Here is a 13,624-nt window from a genome sequence, read left to right as displayed (position 1 = left end):
AAATTTAAAGCGGAATTTTAACGCGCGCCTCGGTTCCGACGCCCGGTTCGCTTTCGTATTCGATCTGTCCGCCTAAAAGATCAAGCGCCGTGCGTACGATGCTAAGCCCAAGCCCGCTGCCAAGCTCTTTGTGCGATTCCTCGCATTGATAAAATCGGTCAAAAATTTTATCCAGCTTCTCGCGCGCGATGCCGATGCCTTCGTCTTTGATGCTCACCTGTGCAAAGCTATCGTAAGCGCAGCAACGGACGAAAATTTTACCGCTCGGCTGCGAGTACTTAAGCGCGTTTTCGATCAAATTTCGCCAAATTTGATTTAGCAGTCCCGCGTTTGATCGCACGCTAAGCGGTGATAAATCTAGCTCAAACTCGTGCCCTTCGTAGCTTTGGCTCAGCGAGATGATGCATTGCCGCAGCTGCTCGTCGATACGTACCGCTTCATCTAGGCGCACCGCCGCGCCGCTATCAAGTCTCGTTAGCTTTAGCATGTCGCTGCAGAGCTTGCTTAGGCGATTTGCTTCCGCGCCGATCGAGGCTGCGTATCGCACCGCGCGCTCCTCGCTCACGCCGCCCTCTATCATCTCGCTTAACGCGGCGATCGAGGAGATCGGCGTTTTCATCTCGTGCGAGACGTTTGAGACGAACTCCTTTTGTAGCTGCTCGTGCTTTTGCAGCTTCTGCGCCATTTTATTGACGTTTACCACAAGCTCGTCCAGCTCGTGCATATAGAGGTAATCAGTACGGTGTCCGTGCAGCTTGCGCTCGGCGCGCGCCTCAAAATCGCCGTTTGCGATCGCGGTGATCGCGTCTAGTAGCCGCTTGATCGGGCGGAATAAAATTTTAAGTCCGAAGTAAAGCAGGGTAAAATTTAGCGCCATCGTGATTAGGCAGATGATCGCGCACAGCGCCACTCCGTCCCAAAAGCCGCCGATCTTGCCGCCGATGCCTATATAAAAAAGCATGCAAACCGCAAAGCAGACGATGAAATTTATCACGCCGAATGCGAGCGAAGAGTAAAACGCGATGAAGCTTTTGAGGCTGATGAGGTATTTTTTCATACTCGCTCCTTTTTTACCGCTTTGTAGCCGAGCCCGCGCACGGTGATTATCTCAAAGTCCTTGGAGTTTTCAAATTTTGCTCGTAGCTTTTTGATGTGCGTATCGACGACGCGCTCGTCGCTGTCCGTTTCGTAGCCCCAAATTTCGCTCATTATCTCAAACCTCGTAAAAATTCTGCCCGCGTAGCTTAGCAGCAGAAACAAAAGACGAAATTCCTTCGGCGCCAGGCTTATCCGCTCGCCCGCCGCGCGGACGCTAAGCGTATCGTAGTCAAGCTCGCTTCCGCCGATGAGAAGCCGCTTTTCGTTCGCGATCTTTGCGCGTCTTAGCAGCGCATGCACGCGCAGCACGAGCTCTTTTAAATTTATCGGCTTGCTCATATAATCGTCCGCGCCGCTTTTAAAGCCCGTCTGCATATCCTCGATCTCGCTTTTTGCCGTTATAATCAGTATCGGCTGGCTCTTGCCGTCGCGCCTAACGTATCTGCTAAGCTCAAAGCCGTCCATCTTAGGCATCATCACGTCCGAGATGATCAGATCGAAGTGCGCCTCGTCTAACGCCTCTATCGCCTGCTTGCCGTCGAAGGCGCAGCTCACGCTAAAGCCCTCATCAAGCAGCTTTTCTCTTATCGCCGAGCTCAAAGCCTCGTCGTCTTCGACCAGTAAAATATTAAGCATCATCGCTCCCGTTTTGATAAATTTATGCGCTTAAATTTATACATAAAATTTTAAGAAACAATGAGATATTATACGTAAATTTTTTCAAGGAGTAAAGAATGAATTTCAAAAAAACCATATCGGCTGCCATTATTGCGGCTTCGGTGCTGACGCTATTTAGCGGATGCGCGAAAGAGAGCTCTCGCGTAGTGCAAACACCTACGGTAGCGAGTCTAAATACCAACTACTCTGGCGAGCGGATCGCCGTATCGGTAGGACGCTTTAACAATCAGTCCTCTTACAACAACGGCGTGTTCTCCGACGGTGAGGATAGACTGGGCAACCAAGCGCAGACAATTTTGATCTCAAGCTTACAACAAACAGGACGTTTCTCGGTGCTTGATCGCACGAATATGCGCGCCATCAAAGAGGAAAGTGCAATCTCTAAAACTGCACAAAATCTAAAAGGCGCCAGATACGTTATCACCGGCGACGTGACTGAGTTTGGCCGCAAGACGACCGGAGATCATCAGTTGTTTGGAATTTTAGGCAAGGGAAAGACCCAAACCGCGTATTCTAAAGTAAATTTAAACGTCGTGGACGTCAAAACGTCCGAGGTGGTCTTTTCGACCCAGGGCGCGGGCGAGTACGAGCTGTCAAACCGCGAAGTGCTAGGTTTCGGCGGCACTGCGGGCTATGATTCGACGCTAAACGGCAAGGTGTTAAGCCTAGCGATCATCGAAGCGGTCAATAATCTCGTAAACGGCCTTGAAAACGGCGCGTTTAAACTAAGATAAGGATTAAATTTGAAAGCGAGCAGTGTTCTTGCTCTTGCTGCTGCGGCCGTGATCTTTTGCGGCTGCGGCGGCGGGAGCCGGAATCAAATTTATTACTGGGACGGCAGCTACACGGACTCGACCTATCAGTATCTAAAGCAGGAAGGCGACGTAGGCGAACAGATCGAAGCGCTTGAAAAATCTATCCAAAAGGCATACGAAAAGGGGCTAAAAGTCCCGCCGGGGCTTTATTCGCATCTGGGGCTTTTATATCTAAGCGCGGGTAACGGCGCGAGGGCGAGAGAGAACTTTGAAAAAGAAGCTCAGGCTTTCCCTGAATCAAAGCCGTTTTTGACCTTCGTTACAAACCCCGCCGCGCTTAAAAAAGCGGAGGCTGCGGCCAAGTCCGGCGCTGATAAAGCTCAAGGATCAAGCGGACGCGAAGCCACCAAAGCGGTCTCTGCGAAGCAAGGCAAAGCTGCCGCGAAGCAGGGCGGCAAAACGAATAAAAAGGCTAAAAAATGAAAAATAAAGCTCAAATAGCGATTTTTAGCGTATTCGTGGCGCTGTTTTTTAACGCGTGTGCTCTAAGCGAGCCTGAAATTTACGACTATTCGGCGCTTCAGCAGGCTAAGCCGCGATCGATTTTGGTGTTGATGCCGAGCAACGAAACTACCGAAGTGGACGCAGGCGCTGCCGTGCTCGCCAACGCGATCTATCCGCTAAGCGAGGCGGGCTATTACGTATTTTCACCCGCGCTCGTGCATGAGACCTTCAAAAATAACGGAATTTACGAGGCTAGCGACATCCAAAACGTCTCCGCGCACAAGCTAAGGCAGATTTTTGGTGCAGACGCCGTGCTGTATCTGAACGTCGTCAAATACGGCACTTCGTATATGCTTATCAAAAGCACGAACGTAGTGGCGGTCAATGCCAAACTTGTGGATTTGCGAAGCGGCGCGACGCTCTGGGAGGGCTCGGCGCAGGTCAGCGACGACTCGGGCGGAGGCGGTAACAATCTCGTGGGTATGCTGATCTCCGCTGTCATTAAGCAGGTTGGCGATACGATCACCGATGCGGGATACAAGCTTTCTGCAAGCGCGGATGCGATACTTTTGGGGCAGAACTGCAATAACTGCTTACTATACGGTCCGTATTCGCCGCATTACGGTCAGGATAGGCAGCTTGGCGGCGGCAAATAAATTTTTAAAAGGACGAAAATGAAACTAGCCGAGGCGCTGATACTGCGCGCAGATATACAAAAACGCATCGAGCAGCTAAAATCAAGGCTCGCGGACAACGCAAAAGTGCAAGAGGGCGAGAAGCCTAGCGAGGAGCCAAAGGCGCTGCTAGCCGAGCTGGATGCGCTCACAAACGAGCTTGAGCGGTTGATAGTTCGGATAAATTTAACCAACTGCACCGCGAAAGCTGACGGCAAGAGTCTAACCGAGCTAATCGCCAAGCGCGACGTACTCACGCTAAAAGCGGGTGCATTGCGGGCTTTCGCGCAAGCTTCCGCGCAAAAAGTGGACGTTTATTCGCGCAGCGAGATTAAAATTTTAAGCACGGTCGACGTCGCGGCGCTACAAAAGCAGGTGGACGAGCTGGCTAAGCAGATCAGACAGCTTGACACGACGCTGCAAGGCGCGAACTGGCAGACCGATCTGACCAACTAAAGCGTCAAATTTAGCGGCGAAATTTGAAAGGATTTCGCGAAAAGATAAAATTTCGGGTAAGTATCGCAAGAGGCGAGTACGAAACTCACCTGCGAAGCAGGTTTATGTCAGCGCTCGCGGAAACGGGCGCACCCCTTTTACGATTTATTTTCAGTAAATTTACAGGGGCAATGTAACTACGCAATGTAACTACCGCGTACTGATCTAGCGATACCCAGGGCGGGAACGGGGAAATTTGAAACGAAATTTTGATTTTTACGGCGCAGCTTGCGGGCTCGCGGTGAAATTTAGCGGCGATTTGGGCGGATTTGACGCTCAAATTTTGCGTTAAATTGTAGGCGCGCTTGCTATTTTGCATTTTGACCCGTCTGGCGTCAAATTTTTACAATAATCATAAAATTTAGCCAAATTTAAAGGATGAAATTTGAAATTTAAAACCCTTGCGCTAGCGGCCGCATTTTTCTTTGCGACGAGCGTAAATGCAGAGCTCGCGGCAGATACGAATTCTATAAATTCCAAAACAACGAGCGGCGCGGAGCTAAATCTAGCGGACGCAAAAGACGCCAAATTTAAAGATGCGCATTTTAAAAACGCAGATACCGCAGCGAGCGGTACAAACTCAAACTCATCGCAAAAAGCAACCCTCATCGACGAAGCAAAAAATTTCTACCGCGTGGACGAGCTGCTGTTTCGCAGCGCTCAGCTTGATGGAAGCTACGCCGCGAAGCTGCATGAGCTTGGCATAAAAAGCATTGTAAATCTGCGTCATTTTAGCAGAGGCGGCGATAAAAGGGCGTTTGGGGATCAATTTTGGCTCGCGAACAAGCCACTTCAAAGCTGGGAGATAAAGCCCGCGCAGATCGCGGACGTCTTGCGCACCATTCGCGAGCGCCAAAAGGAGGGCGCCGTGCTCGTGCACTGCTATCACGGAGCCGATCGTACGGGGCTTGTGGTGGCGATGTACCGCGTGATCTATCAGGGCTGGAGCCTGGACGCCGCGCGCAGCGAGATGATAGAGGGCGGATACGGCTTTCACTCGATGTGGCAGGATATCGCGGGCTTTTTGACGCCGCAAAACGAAGCGCTCGTAAGAGCCGAACTTGGAATTTAGACGAAATTTCGCCCGCCCGATCAGACGGCGGCAAAATTTGTAAATTTAATAATGACAAAATGCCATTTATAACGAAATTTTAGAATATGGGCTACGTATATTTTCTGGGGCGAGGCTCGGGATACACCAAAATAGGGGCGAAAAACGAGCTGCAAAGACGCGCGGAGTTTGAGCAAAAATTTGAGGCGTGCAAACAAAAGGCGCGAGAAATTTTAAATTTATAGGTATTGCTAAAATTTTACTCTTTGCGGCGAGCTAAATTTAAAACCGTAAATTTCTACAAAAAAGCAAAGAGACCTTAAAATAATAAAATTTAAGTCGTAAAATTTTACGCATTTTTCTACTTAAAATTATCATACTCTTTTTTCAAATATGCGCTCATATCGCTCCGGTGTGCGTACCACAACCAAAATCAGCTAAATTTTAAAAGCCTGATTTGCGCTTGCGGCGACGGGGCGCGTAAAACGCCGCAAATATCAGACAAAATATCTGTAAATTTAGCCGAAATGCAGTAAAATTAGAGCGGCAAATTTAGAAAAAGGAGCGATCGTGGAAAATTTATTACTAACGCAACTACGCGAGGCGCTACCGCAGGGTATGCGCGTGCCGAGCGAGACCCAGGCGCTTTATGCGTGGATCGAAGCAAACGGCTTTTATGACGGCGCGGGCGGGCGCAGACGCGGCTATCTCTATCCGCAGGATCGGCTGCAGCAGAGCTGGAGCGACGATGAGCGCGAGGGGGATACCGTCTTTTTCACGGATGAGCCGAAAAATCGCGACGAGGAGCTAAGGTATTGGTTTTACGGCGAGGATCGCGAGCTTGCCGCGGAGATCAAGCAGAGGCTTTGCGTATTCGCAGGCAGCGGCTCGGAGGGCTCGATGTGCGCGCTGTGGCTGGATGATGCGGGCGAGGCTAGACCCCGCACATGGGCTCCGGCTCGGGTTCGACCATGGCCTGCGTTTTGGTTCATAGCGGGCTTGATTTTTTGCGACTGCTCGCGATCGGATACGATGAGATCTGTTGGGATGAGGATTTTAGTGCGCCGCCAAACAGCGAGGAGGACGATTTTTTCGTGCATCCAAACGTAGAATTTCAGCAGTGGCTCAAGGAGGCGTTTAAAACGACGATCCCGCAAACCGCGCTTGAGCTCGTCACGCCCGCGCATCTAGACGACGAGAACCCGAGCGATGAGTTTTTGATCTGGGTAAATCGCGTCGCAGAGTGAAATTTAAAGCGGCTTTTGCGCCGCTTGATGAAGCGTTGTGGGCTTTACTTTTGCAGGAAACCTTGAAATTTAAGCTTTTGCTGGCTAATTTAAAGAGCGTATTTTGATTAAAATTTGGCGGCGGTATCTATATAGAAAAGCATTAATCATCTATTACTACTTCTACTGCTCTTAAAATTTTTAATAAATCTACCTGATAGAATTTAACTCTTTACAATGTAGCGACGAAATTTCGCAGTGATCTGAAATGCGGGTGCGATGTAAGTTGCCGTGTCTTTAGGAATTCAAATAAATTTAGCTAAGTTCCTCGTTGATGGGTTATATCAAAGCATGGAAATTCTGTCGGTTTATTAGAAAAGAACTGATTGAGACTAAATTCTAAAGCAGAAAAAACAAGGCTAAAAGCTTTTCGGTAGTTTTGGTGATGAGTTATCTTTAAGTGTCGTATCAGAGAAAATTGCGATGGCAGCGTGTGTAGGCAGCGCGCACAGAGCGAGAAAAACGGCGCGAGCATCTGTATCGGCGTAGCGCTTTTAGGCTTCGTATCAAAGATCGTATCCAAACGATCCTGCTGTCAAATATCCGCATAAATTACGACGGATTTTTATCGAGGGTATGGGGGGTGAGCTACAAGGCATATCCAGCGAATACGTCTTTGCAGCTAGCTGCGCGCAGGCATTTAAAAGACGGAAAGTAAAAGCGAACAGGTTGAAATCTGAAAGTATTAATAACTGCGCAATAGGTAAATTGCGCTCAGTGGCGAAGTGAGCGCAAACTTTTTGGCAGCTTTGAGCTGTTTGCACGCGCGTAGGGTGGCAGGCGCTACTTTGCTTTAAATCTCTTTTTGGATCTTGGGTTTGTACGCGCAGAAGTAGCAAACACTACAGCAGCTCGGTGCGGAGATATCGTATTTTGCGCCACTTTCGCAGTAGTTCTCTTTGATACCTGCTGGCTGATGCGTTTTCTAGCAAGACGAGTGATTGCTGTTTTGACACATTAATGAGGATAGGCTTGGCAAGCTCATATACAGCGCATACAAGTCCGGTAGCGTTATAGTGAACGCGCGACTTTGCGTGTTTTATGAATTTAGCGAAGGATTTGAGTTGAGTGCTGCGGCGAACGTGCATAGATTTTAGCGCTTTGTGGAAATTTAAGACGAGTATTGTTGCGAGCGGGTGCAAATTTTTAGGTAAAATTTTATGTTCATTGATTTTTATATGACTGTACTAAAGCATGCTCCATACGGCAATTTCGTATAAATTTTAACGTAAATTTTGCCCCATTAGGGAGGTGGAGTAAAATTTACGATCAAAAGGGCGTGGGATTATGTCAGCAGGCTGCGTGTGCAACGCAAAAATAGTGATGCAGGAAGCGTACCAAGCAGTGCGGATGAAAAGATGATTTTCATCCGTCACTTTTAAAATAAATTTTGCGACTAAAAAAGCAATTTTGCCTTTGTAAATTTTAAAATTTTGCTAAAAATTCTTCGTATTTTTCTGCACTTTTTGCGATATATTCGCTATCTGGATGAAATGAAAATCCATAGCCAAAGTGGCACGGCAGGAGTTTAGCACCAGTAAAATTCATCGCGCATTTAAAAGGCGTGATAACTTCTTCTATGCAAAATCCGATCGTGCCGTCTTTTTTATAGTTGTTTCGCTCGTCGCCGATAGTGATCGCTAGGGCGAATTCTTTACCTTTCAGCTTGCCGCCGGTGCTGCCGTAAGCCCAGCCGTAGGCGAATACATCGTCGAACCATTGCTTTAAAAGCGGCGGATAGCTGTACCAATAAAGTGGAAACTGAATGATAATTTTATCGTGGCTTAAAAGTGACTCCTGCTCGCGCGCTACGTTTATTTCGCCGTTCGGATAAGCAGCGTAAATTTCGTGAATATCAAATTTATCCGCTTGCTTTTTGGCTACCTCGCGCCACGCCTTGTTTGCGTGTGAGCTTGCCATATCGGGATGAGCGATGATGATGAGATTTTTCATATTTTATCCTTGTTTTAAATTTCTTACATTATATGTTTTTTGGCTGAAATTTTGATTTATCATCTAGCATAATATGGGTATGAAATTTCAAATGAAATTTTACTCTCACTCAAACATTACTAGCAGGCTTATAGTTTTTTGCGCATGCGATTAGAAGTTAAATTTATAAGCAAATATGGCAGACCCCAAAATCGATAGAATTGTATCTATTAGATTGTATTAAAAATTTTAAATAGTATGAAAAATGCGCCGAAAAATTCGGCGCAAATGAAAGGAATACTAATCTTAGATTAGCGCAGGAGCTACTAAAAATCCTAGAGCGACCGAAAGCGCAACCATAATGGTTCCCGGAAGGAAGAACGAGTGGTTAAATACAAATTTACCGACTCTAGTCGTTCCGGTATCGTCCATAGCGATCGCGCCGAGCGTCGTAGGATAGGTAGGGAGCACGAACAAGCCCGAAACGGCTGCGAACGATGCGACTAAGATCCAAATTTGACCGGAATTTTCAGGGCTAGTCATTCCAAGCGCGGCGGCGACGGCAGGCATCATAACCTTTGTGGTCGCAGCCTGCGAGTATAGCAAGCAGCTTAGGAAGTATAGCGCGACGGCTAGTACGAAAGGATACTGCGTAACGACATTTTTAGCTACCTCTTTGATGCTGTCGATGTGACCATTTACGAAAGTAGTACCGAGCCACGCGATACCGATGACGCAGATGCACGCATTCATACCGCTTTGGAAAGTGCTGGTAGAGAGCAGTTTGCCCGTATCGATCTTGCATAAAACAGCGATAAGAAAGCCGATAGTTAGCATAAAGCTGATAATCGCGCTATCTCTTGAAAGGATCGGTTTTTCTACCAAACCGACGCTCTTTGAGATCGCAAGCGCATAGCAAACAACGATCAAAACGCCGATAGCAAATATCGCAACCGATCTTTTCGCGTAAGGCTTCGGCTCTTTATACTCCTCAGCTTTGATCTCGGCTACAAGACCTTTTGAAAGCCTCTCTTTGTAAACAGGGTCTTTTGAAAGATCGAGATCGTAGAATTTATTTACGATAAAAGCCGTAATCAACATAGCTACGAAGGTAGTAGAGATGCAGATAAACAAAAGCTTAGGATAGCTAACGCCTAGCTTCTCGCACAGACCGCTCATGGCGACGAACGCCGCCGAAATAGGGCTCGCAGTGATCGCTACTTGAGACGAAACGACCGAGAGCGCAAGAGGAGCGGAAGGCTTGATGTTCTGTGTCTTTGCGACCTCGACGATAACCGGGATCATAGAAAACGCAGTATGTCCGGTGCCCGCAAGTATCGTAAGTAGATAGGTAACGATAGGCGCTAGGAAGTTGATCTGCTTAGGATTTTTCCTTAAAATTTTAGATGCTACCTGAACCAAATAATCAAGTCCACCTGCGACTTGCAGCGCCGTAATCGCGGAGATTACCGATGCGATAATTAGGATAACGTCAATCGGGATATCCTTCATATCGACCTTCATGCCCAAAATGGCTAGGACGACAACGCCCAAGCCGCCTGCATAACCGACGCCCATGCCGCCTAGCTTAACGCCTAGGTAGATGCCGCCGAGCAACACGATAAATTGCAATATCACCATAAAGTCCATTGCAAAACTCCTTATAAAGTAATTTTTTTAACGGCGCGCAGAATTCTAAAGATTTCAGCAGGTAAAATCCGAATTATCTTTATAATTCAGTGGTCGGAATTCTATGCGGAATTTTATCCTAAAATTTCGCAAGTGGAATTTTACTCCACGGAAGCTAAATCTAACTTGATGAAATTCTGCATCTACGGAATTCTGCACGATAAATCTTATCTATTTAGAATTCTACTTTGCGGAATTTCGCCTATTAAATTAACCGACGAAATTCCGCGCCGCACCTAGTTTGAAACTATTTTTTGCTCATATGTGGGTTGAGCATAGATTTAGGCTCTAGGATCTTATCGATCTCCTCTTTTTTCAAATATCCGCGCTCTAGGCAGATTTCGCCGACGGATTTTCCGGTCTGAAGTGCTTCTTTGGCGATACTTGCGGATTTCTCGTAGCCAATGTAAGGATTAAACGCCGTAACGATACCGACGGAATTTAACACCGATTTTAGGCAAGCTTCAGGATTTGCCTTTAGATGTTTGATAGCTTTTTCGGCTAGCGTATTCATCGCATTTTCCAAAAGCACGATCGAGTTAAATAACGCATATGCGATGCCAGGCTCGAATGCATTTAGCTCGAATTCTCCACGCTCGGAGCAAAGCATAATCGTAACATCGTTGCCGATTACCTCATAGCAAGCCTCGCCTACGACCTCAGCGATGACTGGATTTACCTTGCCCGGCATGATGGAGCTGCCCGGTTGCATCTTAGGAAGCTCGATTTCGCCTAGACCGCATCTAGGACCGGAGTTCATAAGACGTAGGTCGTTTGCGATTTTACTTAGGCGGACGGCTGCTGTTTTTAACGCGCCACTAACGTGAACGAAGTCTGCGGTGTCTTGTGTAGCGGCGATGAAATCCTCTGCAGCTTTAAATTTAACGCCGGTGATTTCACCCAGTTTTTTCTCGACTACGTTTTTGTAATCAGGGTGGCAGTTGATGCCCGTACCAATCGCCGTAGCGCCCATATTTAGGTAAGTCATCGACTCTCTAGCAGCTTTGATAAGCGCGATATCGGTTTTGATGTAGGTAGCAAAAGCGTTGAAAGTGTTTCCAAGAGTAGTAGGAACGGCGTCCTCAAGCTCTGTCCTTCCCATTTTGATGACATCTTTGTATTCTTTGGCTTTAACTTCAAGCTCTTTTTTCAAATTTTCCATAGCTTTTAATAGATCGGTTAGCTTGGCGTAAGCGGCGACTTTGATCGAGCTAGGATAGGTATCGTTGGTGCTTTGACCTAAATTTGTGTGGTCGTTTGGATGAAGGTATTGGTATTCACCCTTTTTATGTCCCATGCTCTCCAAAGCTATATTAGTAATGACCTCGTTGGTATTCATATTCGTTGAAGTTCCGGCGCCGCCTTGGATCATATCGACTACGAATTGATCTCTAAACTCTCCTGCGATGAGCCTGTCGCAAGCTTTTGCAATCGCATCGGCTTTTTGTGCGTCTAGGACTCCGACCTCTTTATTGGCTAGCGCAGCTGCTTTTTTGATTTGTGCAAATGCTTTGATAAAAAACGGATAGTCTTTGAGCGCTCGTCCGCTTAGATGGAAGTTCTCTAGTGCCCTAAATGTCTGCACACCGTAGTAAAAATCGTCGGAAATTTCTAATTCACCGATGAAATCGTGTTCTTTTCTGGTCTTTGCCATAATAAGTCCTTTCGTTGAAATTGTTAATGGAATTTTAAAGCTTTTAGTATTAAAAGCAGCTTAAAACGTAACGAAAAATTAAAATTTAGAAATTAGTATGATTGTTTAAGGCTTTAAATAGAATTTTACTTAAAAAATATTTTGGAATTCGCTACTAAGGCATAATTACACTTTAATAGAAATATCGTATTGCACGCAGATTATGAAAGTGAAATTATAAAAATTCTTGTTTAGCTTAAATTATAATTTGAAAAATTTGAACTTAAAGGCGATAAAATGGAATTTTTCATTGTATTTGTATTTACTGGCGTGAAACTATTTTTTGCGTTTTATAAAATAAACATATAGAAGCGAGATTATAATGACGACGGCGAATAGAGCGATCGTAATTAGATGCAGATCTTGCTTGATTAGCTCCTCGTTTTCGCCGATGAAATATCCCAAGCTCATTAGTATTAGTGTCCAAATCGCAGCTCCAAGCCCGGTAAATAGCACGAAGCGCGCGACATTCATCTTTGCAAGCCCCGCAGGAAGGCTGATGTATTGACGGATGCCAGGGATTAGGCGGCAGTTAAACGTTGAAATTTCGCCATGGCGGTTAAAAAACGCTTCGAATTTTGCAAATTTCTCCTCGGTGATGCCTACGTATTTGCCGTATTTAGCGATAATCTTACGTCCAAAAAAGTAGCATAGATAGTAATTAAACAGCGCGCCGGTGATGCTGCCGCCAAGCCCACAAACAAATGCCATAACAAAGCTCATCTGCGATTTTGAGGCCAGATAGCCCGCAGGGATCATCACGACTTCACTTGGGAAGGGAAAGAAGCTGCTTTCTAAAAACATCATCACAAAAACGCCAAGGTATCCCCAACCTGCGACAAATTCTACGATAAAATTTACGATATTAGAAAGCATTTGAATTCCTTGATTTAATGTGTAAAAACCGGCTGTACTTAAAATTCCGCAAAATTTAACATCGGCAGAGCGAATAAATTTAGAATTTAACAATCCGGCGATACAAGAGTGATCTTAAAATTTCACAAAATTTAGCGCATATAAAACAAAGGCGCGGGCTAAATTTTATCCCTGCAAGTTGCCGCTGCAGCGAACTTGCATATAAATTTAATAGCCTCGCGCCTTAAAATTAAAACTATTTTGCGTATTCGATGTTTAGTTTGCCGAATAGCTCATTAGCCTTGTCATCGATTTTTTTGTTTACTTTGCTTGGAAGTAGCTGATTTTTGATGAGATCTTTTACCTTTTCAAACGGCATAGTCTCAGCCTTTTTGCTGCTTTCTTTGTAGATTACATGATATCCGAATTGCGTCTTTACCGGCGTTTTGCTCATCTCACCATCTTTTAGCGCAAACGCCGCTTTTTCAAACTCCGGCACCATCATACCTTTACCGAAAGAGCCCAAATCGCCACCGTTTTCTTTCGCACTTGGATCGATTGAAATTTCTTTAGCTAGCTTATTAAATTCCTCTTTTAAATTCTCTTTTTTGACTTTTGATAGCTTCGCAATCGCGTTTTTAGCAGCCTTTTCGTCTGCTACTAAGATATGACTTGCGGTAACGGAATCTGGTTGCATGAAATTCTGTTTATTTTCATCATAAATTTTTTTAGCTTCCTCGTCGCTGATGCTTACGTCTTTAGCCTGTTCGCGTTGCCATAGATTAAATGCGATGCCATCTTTAGCTAGCTCTAGCTGATGTTTATATTCGTCGCTGTTTTCAATGCCTGATTTTTTCGCTTCTGCGATTAGAAGTTTGTATTTGATCAGATCGTCGATTAGTTTTTTCTTCTCA

At 45.9% G+C, this 13,624-nt stretch carries 15 protein-coding genes; 8 read left to right on the top strand and 7 right to left on the bottom strand.

Annotated features, from left to right (window positions below; genetic code table 11):
* Window positions 1–4: 4 nt before the first annotated feature.
* Together Q0140_RS02740 and Q0140_RS02735 are read right to left on the bottom strand one after the other, a co-directional pair.
* Complete coding sequence (locus Q0140_RS02740) at window positions 5–1,057, bottom strand: HAMP domain-containing sensor histidine kinase (RefSeq protein WP_297961568.1); 1,053 nt, start codon at window positions 1,055–1,057, stop codon at window positions 5–7.
* Complete coding sequence (locus Q0140_RS02735) at window positions 1,054–1,734, bottom strand: response regulator transcription factor (RefSeq protein WP_297922630.1); 681 nt, start codon at window positions 1,732–1,734, stop codon at window positions 1,054–1,056. The genes Q0140_RS02740 and Q0140_RS02735 overlap by 4 nt, the downstream gene beginning before the upstream one ends.
* Before the next feature lie 98 nt (window positions 1,735–1,832).
* On the opposite strand from Q0140_RS02735, the gene Q0140_RS02730 reads away from it, so the two are divergent.
* The 8 genes from Q0140_RS02730 to Q0140_RS02695 all read left to right on the top strand — a co-directional run bounded on the left by Q0140_RS02730 (window position 1,833) and on the right by Q0140_RS02695 (window position 6,502).
* Window positions 1,833–2,510 (top strand): CsgG/HfaB family protein, encoded by a 678-nt coding sequence (locus Q0140_RS02730; RefSeq protein ID WP_297961565.1) that lies wholly within the window; start codon window positions 1,833–1,835, stop codon window positions 2,508–2,510.
* Between the two features lie 9 nt (window positions 2,511–2,519).
* On the top strand, window positions 2,520–3,014 hold the full coding sequence (locus tag Q0140_RS02725) for a DUF4810 domain-containing protein (RefSeq protein WP_297922624.1): 495 nt from the start codon (window positions 2,520–2,522) through the stop codon (window positions 3,012–3,014).
* Window positions 3,011–3,691, top strand: coding sequence for a DUF799 domain-containing protein (locus Q0140_RS02720; protein WP_177388409.1), 681 nt, complete (start codon window positions 3,011–3,013; stop codon window positions 3,689–3,691). Before Q0140_RS02725 ends, Q0140_RS02720 begins: the two co-directional genes overlap by 4 nt.
* 18 nt (window positions 3,692–3,709) lie before the next feature.
* The gene (locus Q0140_RS02715; protein WP_297961563.1) at window positions 3,710–4,165 is read left to right on the top strand and encodes a DIP1984 family protein; all 456 of its coding nucleotides are present in this window, start codon (window positions 3,710–3,712) and stop codon (window positions 4,163–4,165) included.
* A 424-nt stretch (window positions 4,166–4,589) separates the two neighbouring features.
* The gene (locus Q0140_RS02710; RefSeq protein ID WP_297961560.1) at window positions 4,590–5,276 is read left to right on the top strand and encodes a tyrosine-protein phosphatase; all 687 of its coding nucleotides are present in this window, start codon (window positions 4,590–4,592) and stop codon (window positions 5,274–5,276) included.
* 86 nt (window positions 5,277–5,362) lie between these two features.
* Complete coding sequence (locus Q0140_RS02705; RefSeq protein ID WP_297961557.1) at window positions 5,363–5,500, top strand: hypothetical protein; 138 nt, start codon at window positions 5,363–5,365, stop codon at window positions 5,498–5,500.
* Between the two features lie 325 nt (window positions 5,501–5,825).
* A complete protein-coding gene (locus Q0140_RS02700) occupies window positions 5,826–6,365 on the top strand; it encodes a hypothetical protein (protein ID WP_297961555.1) in 540 nt (179 codons plus the stop codon).
* Window positions 6,350–6,502 (top strand): hypothetical protein, encoded by a 153-nt coding sequence (locus Q0140_RS02695; protein WP_297961552.1) that lies wholly within the window; start codon window positions 6,350–6,352, stop codon window positions 6,500–6,502. Before Q0140_RS02700 ends, Q0140_RS02695 begins: the two co-directional genes overlap by 16 nt.
* Window positions 6,503–7,966: 1,464 nt before the next feature.
* Here the strand turns inward: Q0140_RS02695 and Q0140_RS02690 are convergent.
* The 5 genes from Q0140_RS02690 to Q0140_RS02670 form a co-directional block, all read right to left on the bottom strand.
* The gene (locus tag Q0140_RS02690) at window positions 7,967–8,494 is read right to left on the bottom strand and encodes an NAD(P)H-dependent oxidoreductase (RefSeq protein WP_297961549.1); all 528 of its coding nucleotides are present in this window, start codon (window positions 8,492–8,494) and stop codon (window positions 7,967–7,969) included.
* Window positions 8,495–8,779: 285 nt separating this feature from the next.
* Window positions 8,780–10,123, bottom strand: a complete 1,344-nt coding sequence (locus tag Q0140_RS02685) for an anaerobic C4-dicarboxylate transporter (RefSeq protein WP_297961546.1) — start codon at window positions 10,121–10,123, stop codon at window positions 8,780–8,782.
* 286 nt (window positions 10,124–10,409) lie between these two features.
* On the bottom strand, window positions 10,410–11,816 hold the full coding sequence (locus Q0140_RS02680) for an aspartate ammonia-lyase (RefSeq protein WP_005870686.1): 1,407 nt from the start codon (window positions 11,814–11,816) through the stop codon (window positions 10,410–10,412).
* Window positions 11,817–12,131: 315 nt separating this feature from the next.
* The gene (locus Q0140_RS02675) at window positions 12,132–12,731 is read right to left on the bottom strand and encodes a DedA family protein (RefSeq protein ID WP_297961543.1); all 600 of its coding nucleotides are present in this window, start codon (window positions 12,729–12,731) and stop codon (window positions 12,132–12,134) included.
* A gap of 235 nt (window positions 12,732–12,966) precedes the next feature.
* Window positions 12,967–13,624 (bottom strand): peptidylprolyl isomerase (locus Q0140_RS02670; RefSeq protein ID WP_297961540.1); only part of this gene is annotated, 658 nt, incomplete at its 5' end.

Origin of the sequence: uncultured Campylobacter sp. (assembly GCF_938045405.1) — a bacterium.
Lineage (GTDB): Bacteria > Campylobacterota > Campylobacteria > Campylobacterales > Campylobacteraceae > Campylobacter_B.
This window is presented reverse-complemented; position numbering and strand designations above follow the sequence as displayed.

Excerpts from the sequence above, each read along its gene's own strand:
- Q0140_RS02740 (WP_297961568.1), bottom strand. The coding sequence starts at position 1,057 with ATGAAAAAATACCTCATCAGCCTCAAAAGCTTCATCGCGTTTTACTCT.
- Q0140_RS02735 (WP_297922630.1), bottom strand. The coding sequence starts at position 1,734 with ATGCTTAATATTTTACTGGTCGAAGACGACGAGGCTTTGAGCTCGGCG.
- Q0140_RS02730 (WP_297961565.1), top strand. The coding sequence starts at position 1,833 with ATGAATTTCAAAAAAACCATATCGGCTGCCATTATTGCGGCTTCGGTG.
- Q0140_RS02720 (WP_177388409.1), top strand. The coding sequence starts at position 3,011 with ATGAAAAATAAAGCTCAAATAGCGATTTTTAGCGTATTCGTGGCGCTG.
- Q0140_RS02715 (WP_297961563.1), top strand. The coding sequence starts at position 3,710 with ATGAAACTAGCCGAGGCGCTGATACTGCGCGCAGATATACAAAAACGC.
- Q0140_RS02705 (WP_297961557.1), top strand. The coding sequence starts at position 5,363 with ATGGGCTACGTATATTTTCTGGGGCGAGGCTCGGGATACACCAAAATA.
- Q0140_RS02690 (WP_297961549.1), bottom strand. The coding sequence starts at position 8,494 with ATGAAAAATCTCATCATCATCGCTCATCCCGATATGGCAAGCTCACAC.
- Q0140_RS02685 (WP_297961546.1), bottom strand. The coding sequence starts at position 10,123 with ATGGACTTTATGGTGATATTGCAATTTATCGTGTTGCTCGGCGGCATC.
- Q0140_RS02680 (WP_005870686.1), bottom strand. The coding sequence starts at position 11,816 with ATGGCAAAGACCAGAAAAGAACACGATTTCATCGGTGAATTAGAAATT.
- Q0140_RS02675 (WP_297961543.1), bottom strand. The coding sequence starts at position 12,731 with ATGCTTTCTAATATCGTAAATTTTATCGTAGAATTTGTCGCAGGTTGG.